General features: G+C 70.0%; 25 protein-coding genes. 14 read left to right on the top strand and 11 right to left on the bottom strand.

Annotated features, from left to right (window positions below):
* Positions 1-98: 98 nt before the first annotated feature.
* The 4 genes from ACTWQR_RS39455 to ACTWQR_RS39440 form a co-directional block, all read right to left on the bottom strand.
* Positions 99-1,265 carry an ABC transporter substrate-binding protein gene (locus tag ACTWQR_RS39455; RefSeq protein WP_443232070.1) on the bottom strand — a complete coding sequence of 389 codons (1,167 nt, stop codon included), beginning with the start codon at positions 1,263-1,265 and terminating at the stop codon, positions 99-101.
* The gene (locus ACTWQR_RS39450) at positions 1,262-2,134 is read right to left on the bottom strand and encodes an ABC transporter permease (protein ID WP_443232069.1); all 873 of its coding nucleotides are present in this window, start codon (positions 2,132-2,134) and stop codon (positions 1,262-1,264) included. Before ACTWQR_RS39450 ends, ACTWQR_RS39455 begins: the two co-directional genes overlap by 4 nt.
* Positions 2,131-2,925: an ABC transporter ATP-binding protein gene (locus ACTWQR_RS39445; RefSeq protein WP_443232068.1), complete on the bottom strand. Its 795-nt coding sequence runs from the start codon at positions 2,923-2,925 to the stop codon at positions 2,131-2,133. Before ACTWQR_RS39445 ends, ACTWQR_RS39450 begins: the two co-directional genes overlap by 4 nt.
* Positions 2,926-3,138: 213 nt before the next feature.
* Positions 3,139-3,555 carry a Fur family transcriptional regulator gene (locus tag ACTWQR_RS39440; RefSeq protein ID WP_443232067.1) on the bottom strand — a complete coding sequence of 139 codons (417 nt, stop codon included), beginning with the start codon at positions 3,553-3,555 and terminating at the stop codon, positions 3,139-3,141.
* A gap of 127 nt (positions 3,556-3,682) precedes the next feature.
* On the opposite strand from ACTWQR_RS39440, the gene ACTWQR_RS39435 reads away from it, so the two are divergent.
* Positions 3,683-5,152, top strand: coding sequence for a catalase (locus ACTWQR_RS39435; protein ID WP_443232066.1), 1,470 nt, complete (start codon positions 3,683-3,685; stop codon positions 5,150-5,152).
* A 97-nt stretch (positions 5,153-5,249) separates the two neighbouring features.
* Here the strand turns inward: ACTWQR_RS39435 and ACTWQR_RS39430 are convergent, their stop codons facing one another.
* Together ACTWQR_RS39430 and hisN are read right to left on the bottom strand one after the other, a co-directional pair.
* Positions 5,250-5,642: a CBS domain-containing protein gene (locus ACTWQR_RS39430; protein ID WP_443232065.1), complete on the bottom strand. Its 393-nt coding sequence runs from the start codon at positions 5,640-5,642 to the stop codon at positions 5,250-5,252.
* Positions 5,643-5,815: 173 nt separating this feature from the next.
* On the bottom strand, positions 5,816-6,616 hold the full coding sequence (hisN, locus tag ACTWQR_RS39425; RefSeq protein WP_443232064.1) for a histidinol-phosphatase: 801 nt from the start codon (positions 6,614-6,616) through the stop codon (positions 5,816-5,818).
* A 220-nt stretch (positions 6,617-6,836) separates the two neighbouring features.
* On the opposite strand from hisN, the gene ACTWQR_RS39420 reads away from it, so the two are divergent.
* Positions 6,837-7,448, top strand: coding sequence for a TetR/AcrR family transcriptional regulator (locus tag ACTWQR_RS39420; RefSeq protein WP_443232063.1), 612 nt, complete (start codon positions 6,837-6,839; stop codon positions 7,446-7,448).
* A 57-nt stretch (positions 7,449-7,505) separates the two neighbouring features.
* Here the strand turns inward: ACTWQR_RS39420 and ACTWQR_RS39415 are convergent, their stop codons facing one another.
* The 4 genes from ACTWQR_RS39415 to ACTWQR_RS39400 form a co-directional block, all read right to left on the bottom strand.
* The gene (locus tag ACTWQR_RS39415; protein WP_443232062.1) at positions 7,506-7,829 is read right to left on the bottom strand and encodes a DMT family transporter; all 324 of its coding nucleotides are present in this window, start codon (positions 7,827-7,829) and stop codon (positions 7,506-7,508) included.
* Between the two features lie 106 nt (positions 7,830-7,935).
* Complete coding sequence (gene rsgA, locus ACTWQR_RS39410; RefSeq protein WP_443232061.1) at positions 7,936-8,946, bottom strand: ribosome small subunit-dependent GTPase A; 1,011 nt, start codon at positions 8,944-8,946, stop codon at positions 7,936-7,938.
* Between the two features lie 16 nt (positions 8,947-8,962).
* On the bottom strand, positions 8,963-10,303 hold the full coding sequence (gene aroA / locus ACTWQR_RS39405; RefSeq protein ID WP_443232060.1) for a 3-phosphoshikimate 1-carboxyvinyltransferase: 1,341 nt from the start codon (positions 10,301-10,303) through the stop codon (positions 8,963-8,965).
* Between the two features lie 145 nt (positions 10,304-10,448).
* The gene (locus tag ACTWQR_RS39400; RefSeq protein WP_443232059.1) at positions 10,449-11,171 is read right to left on the bottom strand and encodes a M50 family metallopeptidase; all 723 of its coding nucleotides are present in this window, start codon (positions 11,169-11,171) and stop codon (positions 10,449-10,451) included.
* A gap of 49 nt (positions 11,172-11,220) precedes the next feature.
* Here ACTWQR_RS39400 and ACTWQR_RS39395 point away from each other — a divergent pair, with 49 nt between their 5' ends.
* The 10 genes from ACTWQR_RS39395 to ACTWQR_RS39350 all read left to right on the top strand — a co-directional run bounded on the left by ACTWQR_RS39395 (position 11,221) and on the right by ACTWQR_RS39350 (position 21,497).
* Complete coding sequence (locus tag ACTWQR_RS39395; RefSeq protein ID WP_443232058.1) at positions 11,221-12,036, top strand: SOS response-associated peptidase; 816 nt, start codon at positions 11,221-11,223, stop codon at positions 12,034-12,036.
* A 19-nt stretch (positions 12,037-12,055) separates the two neighbouring features.
* A complete protein-coding gene (locus ACTWQR_RS39390) occupies positions 12,056-12,694 on the top strand; it encodes an alpha/beta hydrolase family protein (protein ID WP_443232057.1) in 639 nt (212 codons plus the stop codon).
* 270 nt (positions 12,695-12,964) lie between these two features.
* Complete coding sequence (gene sigR, locus ACTWQR_RS39385) at positions 12,965-13,645, top strand: RNA polymerase sigma factor SigR (RefSeq protein ID WP_443232056.1); 681 nt, start codon at positions 12,965-12,967, stop codon at positions 13,643-13,645.
* Complete coding sequence (gene rsrA, locus ACTWQR_RS39380) at positions 13,642-13,944, top strand: mycothiol system anti-sigma-R factor (protein ID WP_443232055.1); 303 nt, start codon at positions 13,642-13,644, stop codon at positions 13,942-13,944. The genes sigR and rsrA overlap by 4 nt, the downstream gene beginning before the upstream one ends.
* 237 nt (positions 13,945-14,181) lie before the next feature.
* Positions 14,182-15,543 carry an HD-GYP domain-containing protein gene (locus ACTWQR_RS39375; protein WP_443232054.1) on the top strand — a complete coding sequence of 454 codons (1,362 nt, stop codon included), beginning with the start codon at positions 14,182-14,184 and terminating at the stop codon, positions 15,541-15,543.
* A complete protein-coding gene (locus ACTWQR_RS39370) occupies positions 15,540-16,802 on the top strand; it encodes an HD-GYP domain-containing protein (protein WP_443232053.1) in 1,263 nt (420 codons plus the stop codon). Before ACTWQR_RS39375 ends, ACTWQR_RS39370 begins: the two co-directional genes overlap by 4 nt.
* Before the next feature lie 117 nt (positions 16,803-16,919).
* Positions 16,920-17,900, top strand: a complete 981-nt coding sequence (locus ACTWQR_RS39365; RefSeq protein WP_443232052.1) for a tetratricopeptide repeat protein — start codon at positions 16,920-16,922, stop codon at positions 17,898-17,900.
* Positions 17,901-18,096: 196 nt separating this feature from the next.
* Positions 18,097-18,747: a peptide deformylase gene (gene def, locus ACTWQR_RS39360; RefSeq protein WP_443232051.1), complete on the top strand. Its 651-nt coding sequence runs from the start codon at positions 18,097-18,099 to the stop codon at positions 18,745-18,747.
* Positions 18,748-19,044: 297 nt separating this feature from the next.
* Positions 19,045-20,130, top strand: coding sequence for an epi-isozizaene synthase (gene cyc1, locus ACTWQR_RS39355; protein ID WP_443232050.1), 1,086 nt, complete (start codon positions 19,045-19,047; stop codon positions 20,128-20,130).
* Positions 20,127-21,497 (top strand): bifunctional albaflavenone monooxygenase/terpene synthase, encoded by a 1,371-nt coding sequence (locus tag ACTWQR_RS39350; protein WP_443232049.1) that lies wholly within the window; start codon positions 20,127-20,129, stop codon positions 21,495-21,497. The genes cyc1 and ACTWQR_RS39350 overlap by 4 nt, the downstream gene beginning before the upstream one ends.
* A 126-nt stretch (positions 21,498-21,623) precedes the next feature.
* On the opposite strand, the gene ACTWQR_RS39345 is transcribed toward ACTWQR_RS39350, so the two are convergent.
* The gene (locus tag ACTWQR_RS39345; RefSeq protein ID WP_443232048.1) at positions 21,624-22,595 is read right to left on the bottom strand and encodes a helix-turn-helix domain-containing protein; all 972 of its coding nucleotides are present in this window, start codon (positions 22,593-22,595) and stop codon (positions 21,624-21,626) included.
* Positions 22,596-22,688: 93 nt separating this feature from the next.
* Between ACTWQR_RS39345 and ACTWQR_RS39340 the strand changes: the two genes are divergently transcribed.
* A complete protein-coding gene (locus ACTWQR_RS39340) occupies positions 22,689-22,880 on the top strand; it encodes a hypothetical protein (protein ID WP_443232047.1) in 192 nt (63 codons plus the stop codon).
* Positions 22,881-22,936: 56 nt separating this feature from the next.
* Positions 22,937-23,776, top strand: a complete 840-nt coding sequence (locus ACTWQR_RS39335; protein ID WP_443232046.1) for a serine/threonine protein kinase — start codon at positions 22,937-22,939, stop codon at positions 23,774-23,776.
* The last annotated feature ends 12 nt before the right edge of the window (positions 23,777-23,788 follow it).

Here is a 23,788-nt window from a genome sequence, read left to right as displayed (position 1 = left end):
AGGTCGCAGGTTCAAATCCTGTCCCCGCTACTGAAGGCCGAAGGCCCGGAACCGGCAAGGTTCCGGGCCTTCGGTGTGTCCGAGGTTGTGGTGAGCGGTTACGGCCTGTGTCCCACCGCCTCCGCGTACAGCGAGCGGTCCACCAGCCGGGATTCCGGGAGCGGGTCCCCCTCCGAGACGCCCGCGGCGCGGTACGCGGACTGGAGGCGGTCCGTGGTTCCTGAGCGGATCTCCCAGTCCATGCGGAGGGACGGCGTCGACTCCAGGACCGAGCGGTCCGTCTTGAGGAGCTTGGCCAGGGTGGCCACGAAGGCCGGGTCCTTCTTGTAGTCGCCGGAAGCGCCGGAGAAGTACGTGTTGATCGTGCGGACGTACGCCCGCAGCAGGGCGACCCCCGCGTCCACGTCCTCCTTCAGCAGGGTCGGACCGAACAGCATGCCGCCCAACGGCTCGGCCACGGGCTGGCCGCCGAGGAAGGCGTAGCGGCCGTCGCCGTCGACCTTTCGCCAGACCGGGTCGAGGAGCCAGGCGGAGTCGACGCCGCCGTTCTGGAGGGCGGTGAGGACGTCGGCGGAGCCCAGCTGCTGGAACTGGATCTCGTCGAGGCCGCCGCCGTGCTTCTTCAGGGCCTTGTTCATCGGGTACGCGATGACCGAGCCCTTGCCGATCATCGTGCCCATCTTGCGGCCGGCCATCGGGACGTGGGACGCGCTCTCGCCGTCCTTCAGCCGTACCCACAGGCCGCTCTTCGACTTCGGGTCGGGTGAGAAGTTCCCGGCGACCCACTTGATGTCGAAGCCGCCGTTGACGCCGTTCATGACGGCCGCCTCGGGCGCGGCCCACTGGGCGTCGATGTCGCCCTTGGCGAGCAGGGGAAGGGCGTCGGGCGTGGGCAGCACCTTCAGCGTGACGTCCAGGCCCTCCTTCTTGAACTCGCCCTTGTCGGCGGCCACTTGGAGCGGCGCCACGTACTCCGCGCTGAGCGTGCCCGTCGCGATCGTCAGCTTCCGGGTCTTGGCGAGGGGCCGAGGGGCTGGGGCGCCCGTGGCGCAGCGGGCCGGCTCGCGGTCCGCGGACAGGTCGGCCGGGTCCGTCCAACTCCCCGTCCCACAGCCGGACACGGCCCGGATGGTGCGCGGCTTCCCCGCGTCGGCGGCCGTGCCGGAGTCCTGGGAGGCGCACCCCGCCGAGACGAGCAGCGCCCCCGCCACCAGCACGGCACCGTACCCACCAGCACCGTAGGCACCGTACGGAGAACGCCTCATGACTGCCCCCGTCCCCGGTCGCGCGGCGCCCACGGAGTGAGCAACCGCCCTACGATCCGCACCAGTTCGGAGAAGACGACGCCCAGCACGGCGACGCAGACGATGCCGACGAACATCACGTCGTTCTGGAAGAGGGCGCGCGAGTCGAAGATCAGATGTCCCAGGCCGTTCGTCGCGGCGATCTGCTCCGAGGCGACGATGACCAGTACGGCAACGCCCGCCGCGATCCGCGCGCCCACCAGGACCGCCGGAAGGGAAGCGGGCAGCAGTACGTGCCGGAACATCTGCCAGGGCGAGGCCCCGAAGACCTGTCCCGCGTCGCGATACCCGGAAGGTATCGCCAGCACGGCCGACATCGTGGAGATCCACACGAAGAAGAAGACCGTGGCCGCGACCAGCGCCACCTGTGGCCCCTCACCGAGCCCGAACATGTTCAGGAAGATGGGCAGGAGAGCGAGCTTCGGTACGACGTACAGCGCGTCCAGCAGCGGCTCCAACGCGGCTCGCACAAGCCCCAGGGAACCCATCAGCAGGCCCAGCGCATAGCCCGCGGCCGTGCCGATCGCGTACCCGGCAAGCACGCGCTTGAGCGTGGCCCAGACGTCCGGCCACAGGTCGCCGGCCGCCGCTCGGTCCCAGCCGTCGGCAAGGATCGTGGACGGTGCGGGGTAGACCCGGTCGTCGATCCACGCCTGGGCGGCGGCCAGCTGCCACAGCAGGACCAGGGCGAGGGGGACGGCGACTGCGAGGGACAGTTCCAGGGCGCGGCGCCTGCGGTGGGTGCGTACGGGGTGGAGTTCTCGCGGGCCCGGGCGGTGGACCAGTACCGCCGGGGCGTCGGTGCGTTCCTTGCGTACGGCCGTGTTCATGCGGGCACCGCCTCCGGGCGCAGCAGTTCCCACAACTCGCTCTTCAGCGCCGTGAATTCGGGGGTGGAGCGGACCTCGCCGGAGCGCGGGCGCGGGAACGGCGGGCGGCGTTCGGCGATGATCCGGCCCGGGCGGGCGGACATGACGAGGACGCGGTCGCCGAGGACGATCGCCTCCTCCAGGCTGTGCGTGATGAAGAGGGTGGTGGTGCGGGTCGTCTGGGTGAGTTCCAGGAGCTCGTCCTGGAGGATCACGCGGAGCTGGGCGTCGAGGGCCGCGAACGGCTCGTCCATCAGCAGGATCTCGGGCTCCACGGCCAGCGCCCGGGCGATCGCCACGCGCTGGCGCATACCGCCGGAGAGCGTGGCCGGGTAGGCGGAGGCGAAGTCGGCCAGCCCCATGCGCGCGAGCCAGTCACGGGCCCGGGCGTCCGCCTCGCGGCGCGGCATGCGCTGGATGTCCAGGCCGAAGCGGACGTTCGCCTGGACGGTCTTCCAGTCGTAGATGCCGTAGTCCTGGAAGATCATGGCGGTCGGGCGGGCCACGCGACGGAGCCGCGGATCGGGTGCCGGCGTCGTGCGGATCGCCAACTCGCCCGTGCTGGGGCGCAGCAGGCCCCCGGCGATTCGCAGGAAGGTGGACTTTCCGCAGCCGGACGGGCCGACGAGGCAGACGAACTCACCGGGGGCGACGGACAGATCGAGAGGGCCCAGGGCCCGGACCGTGCGGTCGCCCCGGCCGAAGGTACGGGTCAGTTCTGTGGCGTGGAGTTTTGGGTGCGGGTCTCCCACGGCTGCTCCTTGCGGAGTTCGGTACGGGGTGGTGGTGGGTGCCGCACGACAATATGACGGGGTGTCAGATTCGGGAAGGCTGTACGCAACACAAAGCCGGTGCGCAGCACAGAACCGGTGGGCACCACGGAGCCGGTAAGCAGTACAAAGCCGGTACGCAGCACAAAGCCCCGGCAACCCATCGGGGTGCCGGGGCTTCGGGAGCCGTACGGATCAGGCGGCCGCGCAGTTCGGGCACACGCCTCGGTACGTCACCTCGACGTTCGAGACCGTGAAGCCGAAGCGCTCGGAGTCGGGGAGGTCGGTCAGCGGGTCGCCGCCCGGGTGGACGTCGCGGATCGCGCCGCACTGGGCGCAGACCAGGTGGTGGTGCGGACGGTGCGCGTTCGGGTCGTACCGCTTCGCGCGCTTGTCCGTGGCGACTTCCAGCACCTCGCCGAGCGAGACGAGCTCGCCCAGGGTGTTGTAGACGGTCGCCCGAGAGATCTCGGGCAGCTTGGTGACGGCGCGTGCGTGTACCTCGTCGGCCGTCAGGTGGACGTGGTCGCCGTCGAGGACCTCGGCCACGACACGTCGCTGCGCCGTCATGCGCCAGCCGCGTCCGCGTAGTCGTTCCAACAGGTCACTCATGTGAATCAGCCTAGCAGTAAAGGAGACCAGAATCCGAACCTGTGTGATTTTGGAGCTTCACTTGACTTAGACATTGTCCATTGTAGGATCAAGACCGGCATTGAACGAGGGACAGGAAGAGTCAGGAATGACGCAGGAGGCGCACGTGACGCAGGGACCGCTTACGACGGAGGCCGGTGCTCCGGTGGCCGACAATCAGAACAGCGAGACCGCGGGCGTCGGCGGGCCCGTCCTCGTTCAGGACCAGCTGCTTCTCGAGAAGCTCGCGCACTTCAACCGTGAGCGCATCCCGGAGCGCGTCGTGCACGCCCGCGGCGCCGGCGCCTACGGCACCTTCACGCTGACCCGTGACGTCTCCCGGTGGACGCGCGCCAGGTTCCTCTCCGAGGTCGGCAAGCGGACCGAGACCTTCCTGCGCTTCTCCACCGTGGCCGGCAATCTCGGTTCCGCGGACGCCGTTCGCGACCCCCGCGGCTGGGCGCTGAAGTTCTACACCGAAGAGGGCAACTACGACCTCGTCGGCAACAACACCCCGGTGTTCTTCGTCAAGGACGCCATCAAGTTCCCCGACTTCATCCACACCCAGAAGCGCGACCCGTACACGGGCTCGCAGGAGGCGGACAACGTCTGGGACTTCTGGGGCCTCAGCCCGGAGAGCACCCACCAGGTGACCTGGCTGTTCGGCGACCGCGGCATCCCCGCCTCGTACCGCCACATGAACGGGTACGGCTCGCACACGTACCAGTGGAACAACGAGGTCGGCGAGGTGTTCTGGGTCAAGTACCACTTCAAGACCGACCAGGGCATCAAGAACCTGACCTCGGAAGAGGCCGCCAGGATCGCTGGTGAGGACCCCGACTCCCACCAGCGTGACCTGCGCGAGTCCATCGAGCGTGGTGAGTTCCCGACCTGGACCGTGCAGGTGCAGATCATGCCGGCGTCCGAGGCGGCGAACTACCGCTTCAACCCGTTCGACCTCACCAAGGTGTGGCCGCACGAGGACTACCCGCCGATCGAGATCGGCAAGCTGGAGCTCAACCGCAACCCGGAGAACATCTTCGCCGAGGTCGAGCAGAGCATCTTCTCGCCCGCGCACTTCGTGCCGGGTATCGGCCCGTCGCCCGACAAGATGCTCCAGGGGCGCTTGTTCGCGTACGGCGACGCCCACCGTTACCGCGTCGGCATCAACGCCGACCACCTGCCGGTGAACCGTCCGCACGCCACCGAGGCGCGTACGAACTCCCGTGACGGCTTCCTGTACGACGGCCGCCACAAGGGCGCGAAGAACTACGAGCCGAACTCCTTCGGCGGCCCGTTCCAGACGGACCGCGCGCTGTGGCAGGCCACTCCCGTCACCGGTGCCACCGGCAACCACGAGGCTCCGGTGCACGCCGAGGACAACGACTTCGTGCAGGCGGGGAACCTCTACCGCCTGATGTCCGAGGACGAGAAGGGGCGTCTGGTCGACAACCTGGCGGGCTTCATCGCCAAGGTCTCGCGCGACGACATCGCCGAGCGCGCGATCGGGAACTTCCGTCAGGCCGACGGAGACTTCGGCAAGCGGCTGGAAGCCGCGGTCCAGGCTTTGCGCGGCTGACCTGACACCAGCACTGGAACGCTTGTCGTGGAGAGCGGGCCGGATTCCTCGCACTGGGGCTCCGGCCCGTTCGCTTTCCGGTTTCCGGTCGTGGCTCTCAGGCCGGGGCGTGCTGCCGCAGCGGGGCCCAGCAGCGGATGATGTCGCGGACGGAGACGATGCCGACCGGCTCGTCGTGGTCGAGGACGATCAGATGCCGGAAGCCGCCGTGCGCCATGGCGTGCGCGGCCTCCTCCAGGGTCCAGGACGGCGCGGCGAACACGACGTCGGTGGTGGTGTGGGCGTGCGCCCGCTCGGTGTCCGGGCTCTGGCCCATGCCGACGGAGTTGAGGATGTCGCGTTCGGTGAGGATGCCGAGCCCGCTGTCGTCGGGGTCGAGGACCACGGCCGCGCCGATGCGGCGTGCGGACATCAACGCGGCGGCCTGCCGGAGGGTGTGATCGGGTCCGATGGTGAGGACCACCGTACTCATGGCGTCGCGGACGAGCATGGACGGAGCCACCTCCTAGGAATCCCGCTTGCGCAAGGATTCACAAATTCACAAGTGGGGGGACTCTCAGAGTCGCAGTTAAAGAGGTGGTCAACAAGAGGGCGCGTGCAGACCTTTTTGGGCGCGCGGTCTTTCGGTCAGCGCCCCGCATTTCGTCAGTGCCTCAGCTGCCCTCAGTACCGCTGGTTCAGATAGCCCAGCAGCTCGTCGTGGAGGAGGCCGTTCGACGCGGCCGCGTTGCCGCTGTGCGGGCCCGGGCGGCCGTCGAGGCCGGTGAAGCGGCCGCCCGCCTCGGTCACGACGATCGCGTTCGCCGCCATGTCCCACAGCGACAGCTCGGGCTCCGCGCAGATGTCGACCGAGCCCTCGGCGACCATCATGTACGGCCAGAAGTCGCCGTACGCGCGCGTGCGCCAGACCTCGCGGGTCAGGTCCAGGAAGCCGTCCAGCAGGCTCCGCTCCTCCCAGCCGCCGAGCGAGGAGTACGCGAAGGAGGCGTCCGACATGCGGGAGACCTGGGAGACCCTGAGCCGGGACGCGGACGACAGGCTGCGGCCGGTGAACGCTCCGTGGCCCTGGGCCGCCCACCAGCGGCGGCCCAGCGCGGGCGCGGAGACCACGCCGACGACTGGCTGATAACCGCCCTCGCTCGCCTCCGTCAGCGCGATCAGCGTGGCCCAGACGGGCACGCCGCGTACGTAGTTCTTGGTGCCGTCGATCGGGTCGATCACCCAGCGGCGGGGGCCCGTGCCCTCGGTGCCGTACTCCTCGCCGACGATCGCGTCGCGCGGCCGGGCCCGTTGGAGGTGGCCGCGGATCAGCTCCTCGGCGGCCTTGTCGGCCTCGCTCACCGGGGTCATGTCCGGCTTGGTCTCGACCTTGAGGTCGAGCGCCTTGAACCGGTCCATCGTCGCGGCGTCGGCGGCGTCCGCCAGGACATGGGCGAGGCGCAGGTCATCGCGATAGTCGGGCATGAGCGAACCGTATCCGCCGGGCCCCTCCGCGGGAAACGGGGGGCAAGGCCGGGGTTGTGTGGAAAGTGCGGGCAGTCTGTGGCTGGTCGCGCAGTTCTCCGCGCCCCATCGGTGCGCGGGGAAGCGCGGGGCGGCCCCTCGGTGCCGCCGAGAACCCTTGACAGTGCCCTCGTGCGCGTCAACTCTGATGCCCAGAGCCGATCGCCCCAGGGAGGCGACGATGCCTGCAGCGCGGGAATCCCTCTTGGACGCCGCCTTCACAGCGCTCGGAAGCCGTCCGTGGTCCGCCGTGCGGATGGTCGACGTTGCCGCCGTGGCCGGAGTGTCCCGGCAGACCCTCTACAACGAGTTCGGGAGCAAGGAAGGGCTTGCGCGGGCTCTCGTACGACGGGAGGCCGACGCGTATCTCGCGGGGGTGGAGCGGGCTCTGGTGAGTCGTACCGAGCCCCGGGAGCGGCTGGCCGCCCTGGCGGAGTGGATCGCGTCGGCGGCTCGGGGCAACGCGTTGGTGCGGGCCATGCTCACCGGGTGCTGGAGCGAGAGACTGCCCTCTCTCACCCTGTCCGCCGTGCCGTCTTCTTCAGCCGTGCCGGCGCAGAGGCGGGCGGACGGTCCGTTGCCTTCGCCGGGGGATTTCGTGGCTCTTGTGCGGGATCGGGCCGTTGCCGCGCTGACCTTGCCGGGGGCGTCCAAGTCCGAGGCCGCGGAGTTGGCGCGGGCGTGTGAGCTCGTGGTGCGCCTGGGGGTGTCGTGCGTGCTCGCCCCCGCGGGGGAGGGCGGTACGGCGGGGTTGGTGCGGGACGCTCTGGCGACCGTGCGTTCAGTGGTTTGACGCGGCCGCGGGCGGTGGACGAGCGGAGATGGTGGGGGCACGGAGCAACCGGTCGGCTCAGTGGCTGGAGCCCGACAACTGCAGGCCGATGACCCCCACGATCACGAACGAGATCGAGACGATCTTCAGGGTGGAGACCAGGTCGTCCAGGAAGATCATCCCGTAGATCGCCGTGCCCGCCGCGCCGATGCCCGTCCAGACCGCGTACGCGGGGCCGACGTCGAGCTTTTTGAGCGAGAGGGTGAGCAGGCCGAAGCTGCCCAGGGCGAAGATGCAGAACGCGATCGTCGGCCAGAGTCTCGTGAAGCCGTGCGACAGCTTCAGGCAGACGGCGAAACCGGTCTCGAGGAGTCCGGCCACGACCACCAGCAGCCACGCCATGTGATGCCCTCCCACGCTCCGTGACCGCTTCGTCTTGCTTGGATCCCGCTTGGTGCGATTATGCCTTTACCGTTGTGGCGGGGATGCAAACAACACTGAGGTCATGTCAGTCACCTTCGCGCCGTTCGCGGGTGGCCAGCAGCCTGCGCAGGGAGTAGAGGCGGGCCGGATCCGCGTGCCCCTCCGCCACCCACGCGTCCAGCGCGCAGTCCGGCTCGTCGTGGCTGCACGCGCGCGGACAGCCCTCGGTGCCCGGCTCGAGGTCGGGGAACGCGTGGATGACCCGGGACGGGTCGACGTGGTGCAGGCCGAAGGACCGTACGCCCGGCGTGTCGACGACCCAGCCGCTGTCGTCCGGCAGGGGAATCGCCCGCGCCGACGTCGTGGTGTGCCGGCCGCGGCCGGTGACCGCGTTGACGATCCCCGTCGACCGCCGCCGCTCCAGCGACACGAGCGCGTTGACCAGCGTCGTCTTGCCGACGCCCGAGTGCCCCACGAACGCCGTGGTCTTGCCGTCCAGCTGCTTGCGTACCCGGTCCACCGCCTCGCCGCTCTCCAGCTCCTCACGACTCGTCACGACGTACGGCACGCCCAGCGCCCCGTACAGCTCGAGGAGTTCGTCCGGCGACGCGAGGTCCGACTTGGTGAGCACGAGGAGCGGTTCGAGCCCGCCGGCGTACGCGGCGACCAGACACCGGTCGATCAGGCGCGGGCGCGGCTCCGGGTCGGCCAGGGCCGTCACGATGGCCAGCTGGTCGGCGTTGGCGACGACGACGCGCTCGTACGGATCGTCGTCGTCGGCCGTGCGGCGCAGGAGCGAGGTACGCGGCTCGATGCGGACGATGCGGGCGAGTGTGTCCTTCTTGCCGGTGAGGTCGCCGACGATGGCCACCCGGTCGCCGACGACCGCGGCCTTGCGGCCCAGTTCGCGTGCCTTCATCGCGTACACCACGCGGTCCTCCACGAGGCACGTCAGCCGGCCCCGGTCGACGGTGAGGACCATGCCCTCCGCCGCGTCCTCGTGCTTGGGCCGGATGCTCGTACGCGGCCGGTTGCCCTTGCGGTTGGGACGCTGGCGGATGTCGTCCTCGTCGGTGTGCTTGCCGTATCGGCGCATGATCCCGGTCCGCCCGTCAGTTCCCGAGCATTCCGGTCCACAGATCGGGGAAGTCCGGAAGGGTCTTCGCCGTCGTGCCCACGTTCTCGATCCGTACGCCGTCGACCGCGAGGCCGATGATCGCGCCCGCGGTGGCCATGCGGTGGTCGTCGTAGGTGTGGAAGGTCCCTCCGTGCAGGCCGCGCGGGCGGATGTGGAGGCCGTCGGCGGTCTCGGTGACGTCGCCGCCGAGCTCGTTGATCTCCTTGGTGAGCGCGGCCAGCCGGTCCGTCTCGTGCAGCCGCAGATGGGCCACGCCGCGCAGGGTCGAGGGGGAGTCGGCGAGGGCCGCGGCCGCCGCGATGCCCGGGGTCAGCTCGCCGACCTCGCCCAGGTCCACCTCGATGCCGTGGATCGAGCCGGAACCGGTGAACACCAGGCCCTGGTCGGTCAGTTCGCAGGAGCCGCCCATCTCGGTGAAGATCTCGCGCAGCTTGTCGCCGGGCTGGGTGGTGCGGGCCGGCCAGTCGGGGATGACGACCGTGCCGCCGGTGACGAGGGCGGCCGCCAGGAACGGCTGGGCGTTCGACAGGTCCGGCTCGACCGTCAGGTCGCGGCCGAGGAGGGCGCCCGGCGTGACCCGCCAGACGTTCGGCTCGCCGCCCGACTCCGGGGTGTCCACCTGGGCGCCGATCGAGCGCAGCATGTCGACGGTCATCCGGATGTGCGGCATGGAGGGCAGCGTCGAGCCGGTGTGCCGCACCTCCACGCCCTGGTTGAAACGCGGGCCGGACAGCAGGAGCGCACTCACGAATTGGCTGGAAGAGGACGCGTCGATCTCCACCGGACCGCCCTCCAGGGCCCCGCTGCCGTGCACGGTCAGCGGCAGCGCGCCGCGCCCGTCGTCGTCGATGCGGGCGCCGAGGGTGCGCAGGGCGTCGATCACACCGTTCAAGGGGCGCTCGTACGAACGGGGGTCGCCGTCGAAGCGGATGGGGCCGTCGGCGAGCGCGGCGACCGGCGGCAGGAAGCGCATCACCGTGCCGGCGTTGCCCACGTCGACCGTGGCCGGGCCGTGCAGGCCCGACGGGATGACGCGCCATGCCTCGCCGGAGCCGTCGGGGCCGCCCGCGACGGAGGAGCTCGAAGACACCGTCTCCTCGATGCCGACACCCATCTCGCGCAGGGCGCCCGCCATCAGCAGGGTGTCGCGGGAGCGCAGCGGGCGGCGCAGCCAGCCGGGCTCCGCCGCGAGGGCCGCGAGGACGAGGGCGCGGTTGGTGACCGACTTGGACCCGGGCACGTGGACCGTCGCGTCGACGGCTCCGCTCGCGTGCGGGGCGGGCCAAAGGGCGGTTTGTGCGGGGTTAACGGGCATGCCCCCCACTTTAGTGGGGGTTCGCTCCGCTGGGCTTGGCCGGGGAATGCGGGTGTTTTGTTGCCTGCGGGTGCGTTGTGGCTGGTCGCGCAGTTCCCCGCGCCCCTGAAAAGCGGGCTGTGCCCCGCTTTTCAGGGGCGCGGCGTCAGAGCTGTAGGAGCCAGCGGCCGCCGCCTATCAATGAGCACAGGGACACCGCGTGGAACAGGAACAGCCACATGCCCGCCGGGACGTGGGTGAGGCGGGAGAGTTGGTCGGCGTCGGAGTCGCCCGCGTTGCCGCGGGTGCGCTTGGCCTGGAGTTCGAAGGCCGGGCGTACGCCGCCCAGAAGGAGGAACCAGACCACGGCGTACGCGAACGCCGCCTGGACCTGCGGGCCCGCGAGCCAGGACACGACCACGAACGTGCCGCCGGTGAGCAGCACGGTGAGCGCCCCGTAGGCGTTGCGGATCATCACCAGCATCGCCACCAGCAGCAGCGTGGCCAGCCAGAGCAGCGCGGTGATGTGGCCCGCGGCGAGGAACGCGGCGCCGCCGAGGCCCAGCAGCGGGGGAGCGGTGTAGCCGGAGGCCGCGGTCAGGATCATGCCGAGGCCGGTCGGCTTGCCGCGGCTGACGGTGAGGCCGCTGGTGTCGGAGTGCAGCCGTATGCCGCTGAGACTGCGTCCGGTGAGCAGCGCGACCAGACCGTGGCCGCCCTCGTGGGCGATGGTGATGGCGTTGCGCGAGAGCCGCCAGATGTTGTGCGGGACGATCACGGCCAGGGCGGCGACCATCGTCGCGATGACGACCCACGTGTCCGGGTCCGGCTGGCTCCCGAAGACCTCGTCCCAGAGGGTGGCCAGCGAGGTGGCTGCGATGCTGTCCATTGTTGGTAGAGGCTCCTCGGGTCATGTCGAATCTGGCAGTGTGGCACGTATGTGCGGACGGTATGCAGCGAGTCGTAGGCCCGAGGATCTCGCAGGAATCTTTGAGATCGAGAAGTGGGAGCCGGAGGAGGCTCTGGCACCCGATTACAACGTGGCTCCCACCAAGGACGTATACGCGGTGCTGGACCGTCCCCTTAAGGACGTCGAGGACCCGAAGCCGGTTCGCCAACTGCGTCGGCTCAAGTGGGGCCTGGTTCCGTCCTGGTCGAAGACCCCCGAGGGCGGCGCCCGCATGATCAACGCCCGCGCCGAGACCGTGCACGAGAAGCCCTCGTTCCGGCGGGCCTTCACCACCCGGCGCTGCGTGATCCCCGCGGACGGCTATTACGAGTGGGTGACCGGCACCGCCGAGCGCGACCTGGAGGTCGAGGGCAGGAAGAAGCGGCCGCGCAAGCAGCCGTACTTCGTGCTCCCCGCCGACGGCTCCGTCTTCGCGATGGCCGGGCTCTACGAGTTCTGGCGGGACAAGACGCTGCCGGACGACCATCCGCAGGCCTGGTGGGCGACGTGCTCCGTCATCACCACCGAGGCGGAGACCTCACGGCTCGCGGTCGCCCCGGAGCAGGGGCCGCGCACGCTGGCCGACATCCACCCGCGCATGCCGGTGATGCTCACTGCGGACCGCTGGGACTCCTGGCTCGACCCGTCCCGCACGGACGTGGAGGACCTGCGCTCCCTGCTCGCGCCGCCGCCGGAGGGCCTGATGCGGGCGTACCCCGTCTCCACAGCGGTGAGCAACGTCCGCAACAACGGGCCGGAGCTGCTGAAGGAGCTGGCGGGGCCGGAGGAGGGCACACTCTTCTGATGTGACGGATTCGACGAAAGTGACACAAAGCCAGAGTGAGACCGTCGAGACGGACGCGGGTACGGCCCGCGTCACCTGGCACCGGGCGAAGAAGGCACGGCTGCTGCTGGCCGTGAGCCATGGCGCAGGCGGCGGGATCGAGGCACGCGACCTCCGGGCACTCGCCGCCGAGCTCCCCGCGCACGGAGTGACCGTGGCCCTTGTGGAGCAGCCCTGGCGGGTGGCGGGGAAGAAGCTCGCGCCCCCGCCGAAGACGCTGGACGTGGGCTGGCGCGGCATCTGGCCCACCCTCGCCGCACCCGGCCTGCCCGTCGTCGCCGGCGGCCGCAGTGCCGGAGCCCGCGTGGCCTGCCGCACGGCCGCCGAACTCGGCGCGCACGCCGTCCTCGCGCTGAGCTTCCCCCTTCACCCGCCTGGCAGGCCCGAGAAGTCCCGCGCCGGCGAACTGCTCGGCGCCGGGGTGCCCACGCTCGTCGTGCAGGGCGGCAACGACCCCTTCGGGAAGCCGGAGGAATTCCCGGCAGGCTCGTACGAGCTGGTCGAGGTGGCGTACGGCGACCACGGCTTCGCGGTGCCCAAGCGCGCGCCGATCGATCAGGACCAGGCCCTGAAGGCCCTCACCGACGGCGTCCTGAAGTGGACTTCGTCACTCGGGTGACCCCCGGGAATGTTGGGCCCGGGACCACTGTTGTGCGGATCAGAACAGCTCAGAAACAGCACGGAGAATGTGCTGTGACCATTAGTACGAGAGGAAGTCCGCCGCATGGGTTCGACCATCGTCCCGAGCCGTAGCAGCGCCGCTGACCTGGACTGGTCGGTTCTGCATGCGGCGAAGACCGCTCCTATTCGAGCGGCGGGCGGACCGGATCGTCGTCTATCCTCCGATTCTGGCGGCATCGGTTTCGGTGCTGCCCAGACTCTGGAGGAGGTGGGTCCGGTCACTGGGACCGACGCAGGGACCGAAAACGGCCAGGCGGAGCAGCCCGAGGGCCCGGGCGGTGCCGAGACGTCCGCCGAGCGCAGTGCGCGCTTCGAGCGGGACGCGATGGAATTCCTCGACCAGATGTACTCGGCCGCGCTGCGCATGACGCGCAACCCGGCCGACGCCGAGGACCTGGTGCAGGAGACGTACGCGAAGGCGTACGCGTCCTTCCACCAGTTCCGCGAGGGCACGAACCTCAAGGCGTGGCTGTACAGGATTCTCACCAACACCTTCATCAACTCGTATCGCAAGAAGCAGCGCGAGCCCCAGCGCTCCGCCGCCGAGGAGATCGAGGACTGGCAGCTCGCGCGCGCCGAGTCGCACATGTCGACCGGTCTGCGCTCCGCCGAGGCGCAGGCGCTCGACCACCTGCCCGACTCGGACGTGAAGGAAGCGTTGCAGGCGATCCCCGAGGAATTCCGCATCGCGGTCTACCTCGCTGACGTAGAGGGCTTTGCGTACAAGGAGATCGCGGACATCATGGGGACACCCATCGGTACGGTGATGTCCCGGCTGCATCGGGGCCGCCGCCAACTGCGCGGCATGCTCGAGGACTACGCCAAGGACCGCGGCCTGGTCCCGGCGGGCGCCGGAGAGTCGGACGGAACGAAAGGTTCGGGCTCATGAGCTGCGGAGAGCCGCACGAGACGGACTGCAGTGAAGTACTCGATCATCTCTACGAGTTCCTCGACCGTGAGATGCCCGACAGCGACTGCACCAAGTTCGAGACGCACTTCGAGGAGTGCTCGCCGTGCCTGGAGAAGTACGGCCTCGAGCAGGCGGTGAAGAAGCTGGTCAAGCGGTGCTGCGGCCACGACGACGTGCCGACCGACCTGCGTTCGAAGGTCATGGGCCGCATCGACCTGATCCGCTCCGGACAGACCGTGCCCGAGCACGACGTGGGGGCGGCGACTCAGGAGTCCTGAACTCCCCTGAGGATGCTCAGTAGTTGACACCCAGGCCACGACGGTTCGTCGTGGCCTGTTGTCATGTCGGCAGTCAGTTGCGCCAGGCGTCAGTCATGTCAGGCGTCACGTGCCAGGTGTCACTCGAACGTGCGAATCCACGGTTCGTCGGGCCGCGAAATCAGAGATTGACGCCCCCACGCCACTCCAGCCGCCCTATTCTCCGGAGCCTGTACGGGCTTGACCGGGAGGCGCGCGATGGGGTCGATTCCGCCACGGGCCCGTCTCTACGTCGCCTGTGTCGTCCTGGGCGCCGTGGCCTGTCCGGCCCGGTTGGCGGACACCCACACTCCGTGGGGTGCCGTGGTGCTGCTCGCCGCGTTGTACGCCGGATGCGAGCAGGTCAGTCGGTGGCGCTTCGCCGGACGGCACGCCCTCCACGGCATGGGCACCTTCTTCCCCGTACTCCTCGCCGGGGCCTTTCTGCTGCCGCCGCCCGCCGCGGCCCTCGTCGCGCTGCCGGGGGCACTGCTGTCCTGTGTCGAGCAGCGGCCGCGGTGGCTGCGCCGGGTGTGGCGGGCGGCCCAGCTCATGCTCGGCGCCTGGGCGGCGTCGCGGGTGCACTGGGCGCTCGGCGGGCGGGACGCGGTCGTCCAGGCCGACTTCCCGTACGCGCTCGTGCCCGCCGGAGCCGCGGTCCTCGCCTTCTGCGCCGTACTGACCGTCCTCGACGGCGGGATCCTGGCGACCGCCGAGCGCGTGCCGGTACGGACCGCCTGGCGCGGGCTCTTCCCGCGGTCCCTCGCACCCGTCGCCGTGCACGGCCTGGCCGGGCTGATGATGGCGGTGCTCTGGCGCAGTCCGTACGGGCCGGTCGCCGCGCTGCTCGTGCTGTTGCCGATGTACGTCTCCTGGTGGGTGTTCGCCCAGTACCACCGGGAGCGGGCCGCCCATCAGGCCACCATCCGGGCGCTCGTGCAGGCCGTCGACATCAAGGACGGCTACACGCGCGGCCACAGCGAGCGGGTCGGGCAGGCGTCCATGATGATCGCGCGCGAACTCGGCATGGACGACGAGCGCGCCGAGGTGCTGCGCTTCGCCGGCATCCTGCACGACGTGGGCAAACTCGGCGTCCCCACCCGGCTGTTGCGCAAGGACGGGCCGCTCACGCCCGAGGAGCGACGGGTGATCGAGCTGCACCCCGAGTACGGGCACGAGATGGTCCGGGGGATCGGTTTCCTGGGGGAGGCCCGGTCGGCGATCCTGCATCACCATGAGCGGCTGGACGGGAGCGGGTATCCGTACGGGCTGGTCGGGGGCCAGATTCCGGAGTTCGCACGGGTGGTGGCGGTCGCCGACGCCTTCGACGCGATGACGTCGACTCGGTCGTACCGGAGGGCGCGGCCCGTTGTCGCGGCGTTGAAGGAGCTGGAGCGGTGTGCGGGGGCGCAGTTCGATCCGCGGATGGTGACCGCCCTCGTGCGTGCGCTGAGCCGGCACGGCTGGCACCCGGCCGTCACGGCCGACGAGCCGCGCACCGCCGATGAGGCGCGGGGAAACGTACCGCCTCCGGCGCCGGCCGACTCCGCCGACTCCCCGCGTGCGGAGACCACGTCATGACAGCGCCGGGACTTCCGCTCGTGCACCCGACGACCCGTCTCGTGCACGGCGGTGCCCTCCTGTTCGCCACGGGCTCCCTCGCCGACACCCTCTGGCACGGCATCGACGAACGCGGTGTCGCGCTCGCCTTCGGGCTGCTCATCGCCGTCGGCGAGCTCGCCCGGTGGAGCGGGGCCGAGGAACGGGAGTCGGCGCCCCTCGCGGCCGCCGGGGCCCTCGCGTACGCGCTGCTCGGGGAGGACGCCGGGCAGCCCACCCACCACGGTGTGACGCAGGTCGTCGCCGTCGTCGCGGCGGCCTCGCTCCTGGGATGCGTGCCCCACGTGGCCAAGGGGCACGGCCCCACCGCCGACCACCTCACCCGGCGCATCCTGACCGTCGCCTTCGCCGCCGTGTGCTTCCAACCCCTCTACAACCAGGGCAGGTTGAGGGAGTGGGCCGGGGACGGGCCCTCGTACGCGGCGCTCGTCGTCGCGCTGCTCGTGCTCACCGCGCTGTGGGACGCCGTGCTCGCCGCCGCCATGGCGCACGCGCGGACCCGCTGGCCCTTCGGCCCGCTCCTGCGGGACGAGTTGCGGGCCACGCTCTGCATCGGGTCGGCGGTCTGCGCGACCGGCGCCGTGATGGCGCTCGCGGTGGCCGTCGCGGGCCTGTGGGCGCTGCCCGTCTTCTCTCTGCCGCTGCTGCTCACCCAGCTGTCCTTCCGGCGGTACGCGGCCGTGCGGGCCACCTACCGGCAGACCATCGCCTCCCTCGCGCGGGCCACCGAGATCGCCGGCTGTACCCCGGCCGGACACGCCCGCCGCGTGGCCGCCCTCAGCCGGGCCGTGGGGCGCGAGCTGGGGCTGTCCGAGCCCGAGCTGACCGTTCTGGAGTACGCGGCCCTGATGCACGACATCGGGCAGCTCTCCCTCGTCGACCCCGTGCCCGCCGGAGCCACCGCCGCCCTCGCCGCCGACGACCAGCGGCGCATCGCCCTGCTCGGCGGGGCCGTGGTGCGCCAGACAGGGGTGGACGCGGAGGTCGCCGTGGTGGTGGAACGGCAGGCGGACCCGTACCGCGAACAGCCGGTCAGTGCCAGGATCGTACGGGCCGTGAACGCGTACGAGGAGAAAGTCCGGGAAGCGGGTCCCGGTGGGGCTCTCACAGCGCTGGAGGAGCTGCGGCTCGGCACCGCCCGGGACTACCATCCCGAGGTCGTCGAGTCGCTGGCCCGTGTGCTCGCGCGAGACGGTCTGACCTTGCCGTTGGCTGGGTAACCCATGGGTAATGAGCGCCCGTCCGACCGTCCGTGGTTGGATGCGAGGAAGAGGACATCAGGGGGCACAGTCCAGCCCGAGGCTGCACGCTCTTCAACGAACTGGCAGGCGGGAATCGTGAGGATCTTCGGCAAGGGACGGCACCGGCCCTCCGCCTCATGGCGGCAGGCCACCGACCGTGCGTTCACGCTGATCGGCGACGGCCGGTACGAGGACGCGGGAGCACTGCTCACGCGTGCGGCGGACCTGGAGCCGTGGCTTTCCGAGTCCTGGTTCAACCTCGCCCTGCTGCACAAGTTCCGGCACGACTGGGAGCAGGCGCGAGCCGCCGGTCTGCGGGCCGTCGCACTGCTCGACCGGGAGACCGGGGCCCCTGATTGGTGGAACGTCGGCATCGCGGCCACCGCCCTCCAGGACTGGCCGCTCGCCCGGCGGTCCTGGCAGGCGTACGGGCTGCGGGTGCCGGGCGGTGCCACCGCCGCCGGCGAGCCCGTCGGGATGGAGCTGGGCAGCGCCGCCGTACGGCTGTCGCCCGAGGGTGAGGCCGAGGTGGTGTGGGGGCGCAGGCTGGACCCCGCCAGGATCGAGGTCCTGTCCATTCCGCTGCCGTCCTCCGGGCGGCGCTGGGGCGAGGTCGTGCTGCACGACGGTGTCCCGCACGGCGAGCGGACGACCGCCGCCGGGCACGCGTACCCCGTCTTCGACGAGATCGAGCTGTGGGCGCCCTCGCCGGTCCCCACCTGGGTCGTGCTCCTGGAGGCGGAGACCGAGGACGACCGGGACGCCCTGGAGCGGCTGGCGGCCGACGCCGGGTTCGCCGCGGAGGACTGGTCTTCTTCCGTGCGGCTGCTGTGCCGGATGTGCTCCGAGTCCCGGATGCCTTCCGACGAGGGTGACGGCGAGCACCTCGACCCGCACGATCACAGCGAGCCCGGGCATCCCGGTCCGCTGGGCCACCGCACGGACGGGGTGCTGTGGGTGCCCGAGCGGGAGTGCGGGTTGGCTGCGCCGGCTTCGCTGGTGAGGGGGTTGCTGGACGGGTGGGTGGCCGACAGTCCGGACACCCGGGACTGGCGGGATCTGGAAGAGGTCTGTTAGGGACCGCGAGGAATGGTTGTCGGCTGCGGGCTCGTCGTGGCTGGTCGCTCCCCCACTCTCGGCTTCGCTCGAGCGGGGGGACCCCCATCGCGGCGGAGCCGCATATCGACGCAGGCCCGCGCCCCTTCGGGGGCGCGTTTCCCCGTACCCTGTATCAGCATCACAGCCCTGTTTTCTAGGAAGGCGTACGTCGGTCATGGCCCAGCAGGACACTGAGCAGCAGCACTCCGGGGTGCTCCCCGTGGACGACGACGGCTTCGTCATCGACACCGAGGACTGTGCGGAGCGCGAGGAGGCCTACCGCGCGCGCGGCACCTCGCGGCCCATCACGGTCGTCGGGAACCCGGTGCTGCACAAGGAGTGCAAGGACGTCACCGAGTTCGGCGCGGAGCTGGACCAGTTGGTCGCCGACATGTTCGCCAGCCAGCACACCGCCGAGGGTGTGGGCCTGGCCGCCAACCAGATCGGCGTCGACCTGAAGGTCTTCGTCTACGACTGCCCGGACGACGACGGCAAGCGGCACACGGGCGTCGTCTGCAACCCCGTGCTCGTCGAGCTGCCCGCCGAGCGGCGCAACCTGGACGAGAGCAACGAGGGCTGCCTGTCGGTGCCGACCGCGTACGCGCCGCTCGCCCGCCCCGACTACGCCGAGGTCACCGGGCAGGACGAGAAGGGCAACCCGGTCAAGGTGCGGGGCACCGGCTACTTCGCGCGCTGCCTCCAGCACGAGACGGACCACCTGTACGGGTACCTCTACATCGACCGGCTCTCCAAGCGTGAACGCAAGGACGCGCTTCGGCAGATGGCCGAGAACGAGCCCCGGTACGCCGTGGTCGCGAACGACTGAGAAAGAGAATGACAGCTGGGACGTGAGTGTCCCGCACCCGCGGCGCCCGGTCGGATCTCGGTCCGACCAGGCGCCGTTCGTGTGTCCGTCGCACGTTCGATCCCATCTGTGCCTGTAGTGATCCGTATTCAGTCACGCAAGGGGGGATTCTCGGCACGGTGGGGTAGTGAAGGGAGCAAATCCGTTCCCAAAATGGTCAGTTGTGGTGCTGAATGGAAGTGCGGGGATACGCAACGGCGCACGCCCGGCACGGCGGGAGGGGCGTGTCGTCAACAGGCGGCTGAGAGGGGTTTGTTCGTGCCTGCTTTCTCACAGAGCACCACAACGACACACACTGCGGTCGCGGTCCCACCGGCGCTCTCTCTCCCGGTGATCGAGACCGATTTTCCCCGTCAACTCCATCCGTATTGGCCGAAACTCCAGGAGGAGACCAGGGCCTGGCTACTGGAAAAGCGACTCATGTCGGCGGACAAGATTGAGGCATATGCCGACGGGCTTTGCTACACCGACCTCATGGCGGGCTACTACATTGGCGCGTCCGACGAGGTCCTCCAGGCGATAGGGGACTACAGCGCGTGGTTCTTCGTCTGGGACGACCGCCACGACCGCGATGTGATCCACGGCAGGCCGACGGCCTGGCGGAGGCTCAGGTTCCAACTGCACAGGGCCCTCGACTCCCCCCGGGATCATCTGCACCACAGGGATCCCCTGGTCGCGGGCTTCGCGGACAGCATGGTGCGGCTGTACTCGTTCCTGGGCGCCGGGTGGAACAAGCGGTTCGCCCAGCACTTCCACGCGGTCATCGAGGCGTACGACCGGGAATTCCACAACCGTACGTCGGGAATCGTTCCGACCGTCGACGACTATCTCGAACTGCGGCGGCTGACCTTCGCGCACTGGATCTGGATCGACCTGCTCGAGCCGAGCGCGGACTACGAACTCCCCACCGCCGTAAGGAAGAATCCCGCATACGCGCGGGCTTCCCTTCTGTGCCAGGATTTCGCCGCCTGGTACAACGATCTCTGTTCGCTCCCCAAAGAAATAGCGGGCGACGAGGTGCACAATCTCGGAATCAGTCTCATTCATCACGAAGGAATGCGGCTGGAAGAAGCGGTCAAGGAAGTGCGGTGCCGGGTCGAGGAATGCATCACCGAATTCCTCGACGTCGAACAGGAGGTATTAAGGTACGCCGACCGGATCGACAACGGGTCCCTGCGGGGCGCCGAATTGGCGGCCTCCGTGCGGGCGTGCATCCTCAATATGCGGAACTGGTTCAGTTCCGTGTACTGGTTCCACCACGAGTCCGGCCGGTACATGGTCGACAGCTGGGACGACCGCTCCACACCCCCGTACGTCAACAACGAAGCGGCTGGTGAGAAATGACCGTAGAGTCCGTCAAACCCGCGGCACCCCGGGCGGCCGAGCTGCCCGCGCCACCCCTCGCCGGGGGCGGCGTCCCCGGTCTCGGCCACGGTTGGAAACTCGTCCGCGACCCGCTGGGCTTCCTGGGCCGGCTGCGCGAGCACGGCGACGTCGTCCGGCTGAAGCTGGGCCCGAAGACGGTGTACGCGGTCACCACGCCGGCCCTCACCGGGGCACTGGCGCTGAGCACCGACTTCAAGATCGGTGGACCGCTCTGGGAATCCCTCGAAGGCCTGCTCGGCAAGGAGGGCGTGGCAACCGCCAACGGGCCCACGCACCGGCGCCAGCGGCGGACGATCCAGCCCGCGTTCCGGCTCGGCGTCATCCCCGAGTACGGACCGATCATGGAGGAGGAGGCGCACGCGCTGGCGGAGCGCTGGCAGTCCGGGGAGACGGTCGACTGCACGTCGGAGTCGTTCCGTGTCGCCGTCCGCATCGCGGCCCGCTGCCTGCTGCGTGGCGAGTACATGGACGAGCGGGCCGAGCGGCTGAGCATCGCGCTCGCCACCGTGTTCCGAGGCATGTACCGGCGCATGGTGATACCGGCGGGACCGCTCTATCGGCTGCCACTTCCGGCCAACCGCAAATTCGACCGCGCCTTGGCCGATTTGCACCTCCTGGTCGACGAGATCGTCGCCGAGCGCCGGGCATCTGGTCAAAAGCCGGACGATTTGCTGACGGCATTGCTGGAAGCGAAGGACGGGAATGGCGACCCCATCGGCGAACAGGAGATCCACGACCAGGTCGTCGCGATACTCACCCCCGGCAGCGAAACCGTCGCGTCCACGATCATGTGGATCCTGCAGGTCCTCGCTGAACATCCGGAACACGCGGACCGGGTGCGCGAAGAGGTCATATCCGTCGCGGGGGACCGGCCTGTCGCATTCGAGGACGTGCGGAAGCTGTCCCACACGAACAATGTCGTCGTCGAGGCCATGCGGCTGCGTCCCGCCGTATGGATTTTGACGCGCCGGGCCGTGACCGAAACCGAACTGGGCGGGTATCGCATTCCTGCCGGTGCCGACATCGTCTACAGTCCGTACGCGATCCAGCGCGATCCGCGTTCGTACGACGGGCATCTGGAGTTCGACCCCGACCGCTGGCTTCCGGAACGCTCCAAGGACGTGCCGAAGCACGCGATGAGCCCGTTCAGCACGGGCAACCGGAAGTGTCCGAGCGACCACTTCTCGATGGCCCAGCTCACCCTCATCACGGCCGCGGTGGCGACGCGCCTGCGCCTCGAGCAGGTCTCCGAATCCAACGACGCGACACGGGTCGGCATCACGCTCCGGCCGCACCGGCTGCTGCTGAAGGCCGTGCCGCGCTGAGCCGGTGGCGCTGAGTCGGCGGAGCTGAACCGGTGGCGCTCAGCCGGTGGCGCTGAGCCGGCGGAGCTGAACCGGTGGCGCTCAGCCGGTGGCGCTGAGTCGACTGCCTGCTGTACCGGCGCGCGTTCAGGCGGCCTGCGGGCCCCTGAACGTGCGCCGGTACGCGTTCGGGGTCGTCCCCAGCGACCGTACGAACTGATGGCGCAGCGCCGCCGCGTTCCCGAACCCGGTGCGGCCCGCGATGGAGTCCATCGTCTCGTCCGTGGCCTCCAGCAACTGCTGGGCCAGCAGCACGCGTTGACGCAACAGCCAGCGGTACGGCGTCGTCCCCGTCTCCTGCTGGAAGCGGCGCGCGAAGGTGCGCGGGGACATGTGCGCGCGAGCGGCGAGCTGCTCGACGGTCATCTCCTCGTCGAGGTGGTGCTCCATCCAGACGAGCACCTCGCCGACCGTGTCGCACCGGGAGTGCGGCAGCGGCCGCTCGATGTACTGGGCCTGCCCGCCGTCCCGGTGCGGAGGCACGACCATGCGGCGCGCGATGGTGTTGGCGACCTCCGGGCCCTGCTCCTTGCGGACGATGTGGAGACAGGCGTCGATGCCGGAGGCGGTGCCCGCCGAGGTGATCACCGGGTCCTCGTCGACGTACAGCACATCCGGTTCGACGATCGCCCGTGGATGGCGCCGGGTGAGCTCCTCCGCCTGGCTCCAGTGGACCGCGCTGCGCCGCCCGTCGAGCAGGCCCGCCGCGCCGAGCACGAACACCCCCGAGCAGACGCTGAGCACCCGGGCACCGCGGTCGACGGCCCTGACCAGGGCGTCGAGGAGCTCGGGCGGATAGCTGCGCGTGACGTAGTCGCTGCCGGCCGGCACGGCGATCAGGTCCGCCTCTTCCAGCCGGTCGAGGCCGTGCGGAGTGGAGATCGTCAGCCCCGGGACGTGGGTGCCGAGCGTCGCGCCCGGGCCCTCGGCCGAGGCGACCGCGAAGTCGTACACGGGCAGACCCTGGTCGCTCCGGTCAAGGCCGAACACCTCGCAGAGGACGCCGAGTTCGAAGGGATGTACGCCGTCGAGCAGGACGGTGGCCACGTTTTTCAGCATGCTGCCAGTGTGCACCCCAGCTGGCAGGAATTCGAGGGTGTGCGGCAGTTCTGCCACTGCCGGTAAGGGGTAATCGGCGCGACAGTGGTGTCCATGAACACATTCCTCGGCTACCTGACCGTCCTGATCCTCGCCGCCGTCCTCACCGCTCCGGCGTTCGCCGGGTACGTCCGTGAGCGCCGTATCGACCGCCAGCTCCGCGAGGCGGAACTCCGGCCCGCCCCGGCCCCGACGAGCCGTGTCCGCCGTGATCTCGCCGCGCATCACGTCGCCCGGGCGGCCTGAGCACCACCGTCACCGTGAGCTCGGCGTTTGCGCAGGGGATGCGGGACCATGACCACATGGCCCCGCATCCCCTGCTCGACGTCAAGGAAGTCAAGGCGGTTGAGCCGTATCTCGACCGGGTGGGCGAGGTGTTCACGGCCTTCCGGGAGCAGGACTCGGGCTGCGTGTCCTACGGCGTTCGGTTGCCAGGCGGCGAGCGGTGGTTCGTCAAGGAGGCCGTCACCGACAGCGGACGGCGGTCACTGGAGCGCGCGTGGGCCTTCCACCGGGCCGTGCGGCATCCGGCGGTCGTCCCCCACGTCCACAGGATCGCCGTGAGCGGCACATGGGCGGCGGTCATGCCGTGGCACGACGGCGAAGTGCTGTATCCCGCCACCCTGGGCCGGACGGGGGACCGCGGGAGCCCGGGCAGCGCGATGGCCCGGTTCCGCGCCCTCCCGGTTCCCCGCGTGCTGCGCGCCGTCGACCGGATCCTGGCCGCGCATCTCGCCGTCGAGGACGCCGGTCATGTCGCCGTCGACTTCTACGACGGCGCGCTGCTGTACGACTTCGCCGGAGACGCGTTGCACCTGGTCGACCTCGACGAGTACCGGCCGGGCCCCTTCGTCCTGGACGCGGAACGGCTGCCCGGATCACGGCGGTTCATGTCCCCCGAAGAGTTCCGGCGGGGGGCGGTCATCGACGTACGCACAACGGTGTTCACGCTCGGCCGCGCGGCCCGGCTCCTGCTGGATGCCGGAGACGAGGAGCGCGCCTGGCGGGGGAGCCCCGCACAGCTGACCGTGCTGGAGCGGGCCACCCGCGCCGATCCGGGGCGGCGGTTCCGGACGGTCCGGGAGTTCGCCGCCGCGTGGCGGGGCTGCCCCTCTCCCCATGGCGAAGGGCAGCCCACATGACATGCGGTCCTC

It is taken from the genome of Streptomyces sp. 2A115, assembly GCF_052245575.1.
Taxonomy (GTDB): Bacteria; Actinomycetota; Actinomycetes; order Streptomycetales; family Streptomycetaceae; genus Streptomyces.
The sequence above is the reverse complement of the archived record's forward strand: the minus strand, read 5'-3'. Positions and strand labels throughout refer to the sequence as shown.

What these genes read in the sequence shown, in the direction of transcription:
- ACTWQR_RS39455 (WP_443232070.1), bottom strand. Translation starts at nt 1,265, where the DNA reads ATGAGGCGTTCTCCGTACGGTGCCTACGGTGCTGGTGGGTACGGTGCC.
- ACTWQR_RS39450 (WP_443232069.1), bottom strand. Translation starts at nt 2,134, where the DNA reads ATGAACACGGCCGTACGCAAGGAACGCACCGACGCCCCGGCGGTACTG.
- ACTWQR_RS39440 (WP_443232067.1), bottom strand. Translation starts at nt 3,555, where the DNA reads ATGAGTGACCTGTTGGAACGACTACGCGGACGCGGCTGGCGCATGACG.
- ACTWQR_RS39435 (WP_443232066.1), top strand. Translation starts at nt 3,683, where the DNA reads ATGACGCAGGAGGCGCACGTGACGCAGGGACCGCTTACGACGGAGGCC.
- ACTWQR_RS39430 (WP_443232065.1), bottom strand. Translation starts at nt 5,642, where the DNA reads ATGCTCGTCCGCGACGCCATGAGTACGGTGGTCCTCACCATCGGACCC.
- hisN (WP_443232064.1), bottom strand. Translation starts at nt 6,616, where the DNA reads ATGCCCGACTATCGCGATGACCTGCGCCTCGCCCATGTCCTGGCGGAC.
- ACTWQR_RS39420 (WP_443232063.1), top strand. Translation starts at nt 6,837, where the DNA reads ATGCCTGCAGCGCGGGAATCCCTCTTGGACGCCGCCTTCACAGCGCTC.
- ACTWQR_RS39415 (WP_443232062.1), bottom strand. Translation starts at nt 7,829, where the DNA reads ATGGCGTGGCTGCTGGTGGTCGTGGCCGGACTCCTCGAGACCGGTTTC.
- rsgA (WP_443232061.1), bottom strand. Translation starts at nt 8,946, where the DNA reads ATGCGCCGATACGGCAAGCACACCGACGAGGACGACATCCGCCAGCGT.
- aroA (WP_443232060.1), bottom strand. Translation starts at nt 10,303, where the DNA reads ATGCCCGTTAACCCCGCACAAACCGCCCTTTGGCCCGCCCCGCACGCG.
- ACTWQR_RS39400 (WP_443232059.1), bottom strand. Translation starts at nt 11,171, where the DNA reads ATGGACAGCATCGCAGCCACCTCGCTGGCCACCCTCTGGGACGAGGTC.
- ACTWQR_RS39395 (WP_443232058.1), top strand. Translation starts at nt 11,221, where the DNA reads ATGTGCGGACGGTATGCAGCGAGTCGTAGGCCCGAGGATCTCGCAGGA.
- rsrA (WP_443232055.1), top strand. Translation starts at nt 13,642, where the DNA reads ATGAGCTGCGGAGAGCCGCACGAGACGGACTGCAGTGAAGTACTCGAT.
- ACTWQR_RS39375 (WP_443232054.1), top strand. Translation starts at nt 14,182, where the DNA reads ATGGGGTCGATTCCGCCACGGGCCCGTCTCTACGTCGCCTGTGTCGTC.
- ACTWQR_RS39370 (WP_443232053.1), top strand. Translation starts at nt 15,540, where the DNA reads ATGACAGCGCCGGGACTTCCGCTCGTGCACCCGACGACCCGTCTCGTG.
- def (WP_443232051.1), top strand. Translation starts at nt 18,097, where the DNA reads ATGGCCCAGCAGGACACTGAGCAGCAGCACTCCGGGGTGCTCCCCGTG.
- ACTWQR_RS39350 (WP_443232049.1), top strand. Translation starts at nt 20,127, where the DNA reads ATGACCGTAGAGTCCGTCAAACCCGCGGCACCCCGGGCGGCCGAGCTG.
- ACTWQR_RS39345 (WP_443232048.1), bottom strand. Translation starts at nt 22,595, where the DNA reads ATGCTGAAAAACGTGGCCACCGTCCTGCTCGACGGCGTACATCCCTTC.
- ACTWQR_RS39340 (WP_443232047.1), top strand. Translation starts at nt 22,689, where the DNA reads ATGAACACATTCCTCGGCTACCTGACCGTCCTGATCCTCGCCGCCGTC.
- ACTWQR_RS39335 (WP_443232046.1), top strand. Translation starts at nt 22,937, where the DNA reads ATGGCCCCGCATCCCCTGCTCGACGTCAAGGAAGTCAAGGCGGTTGAG.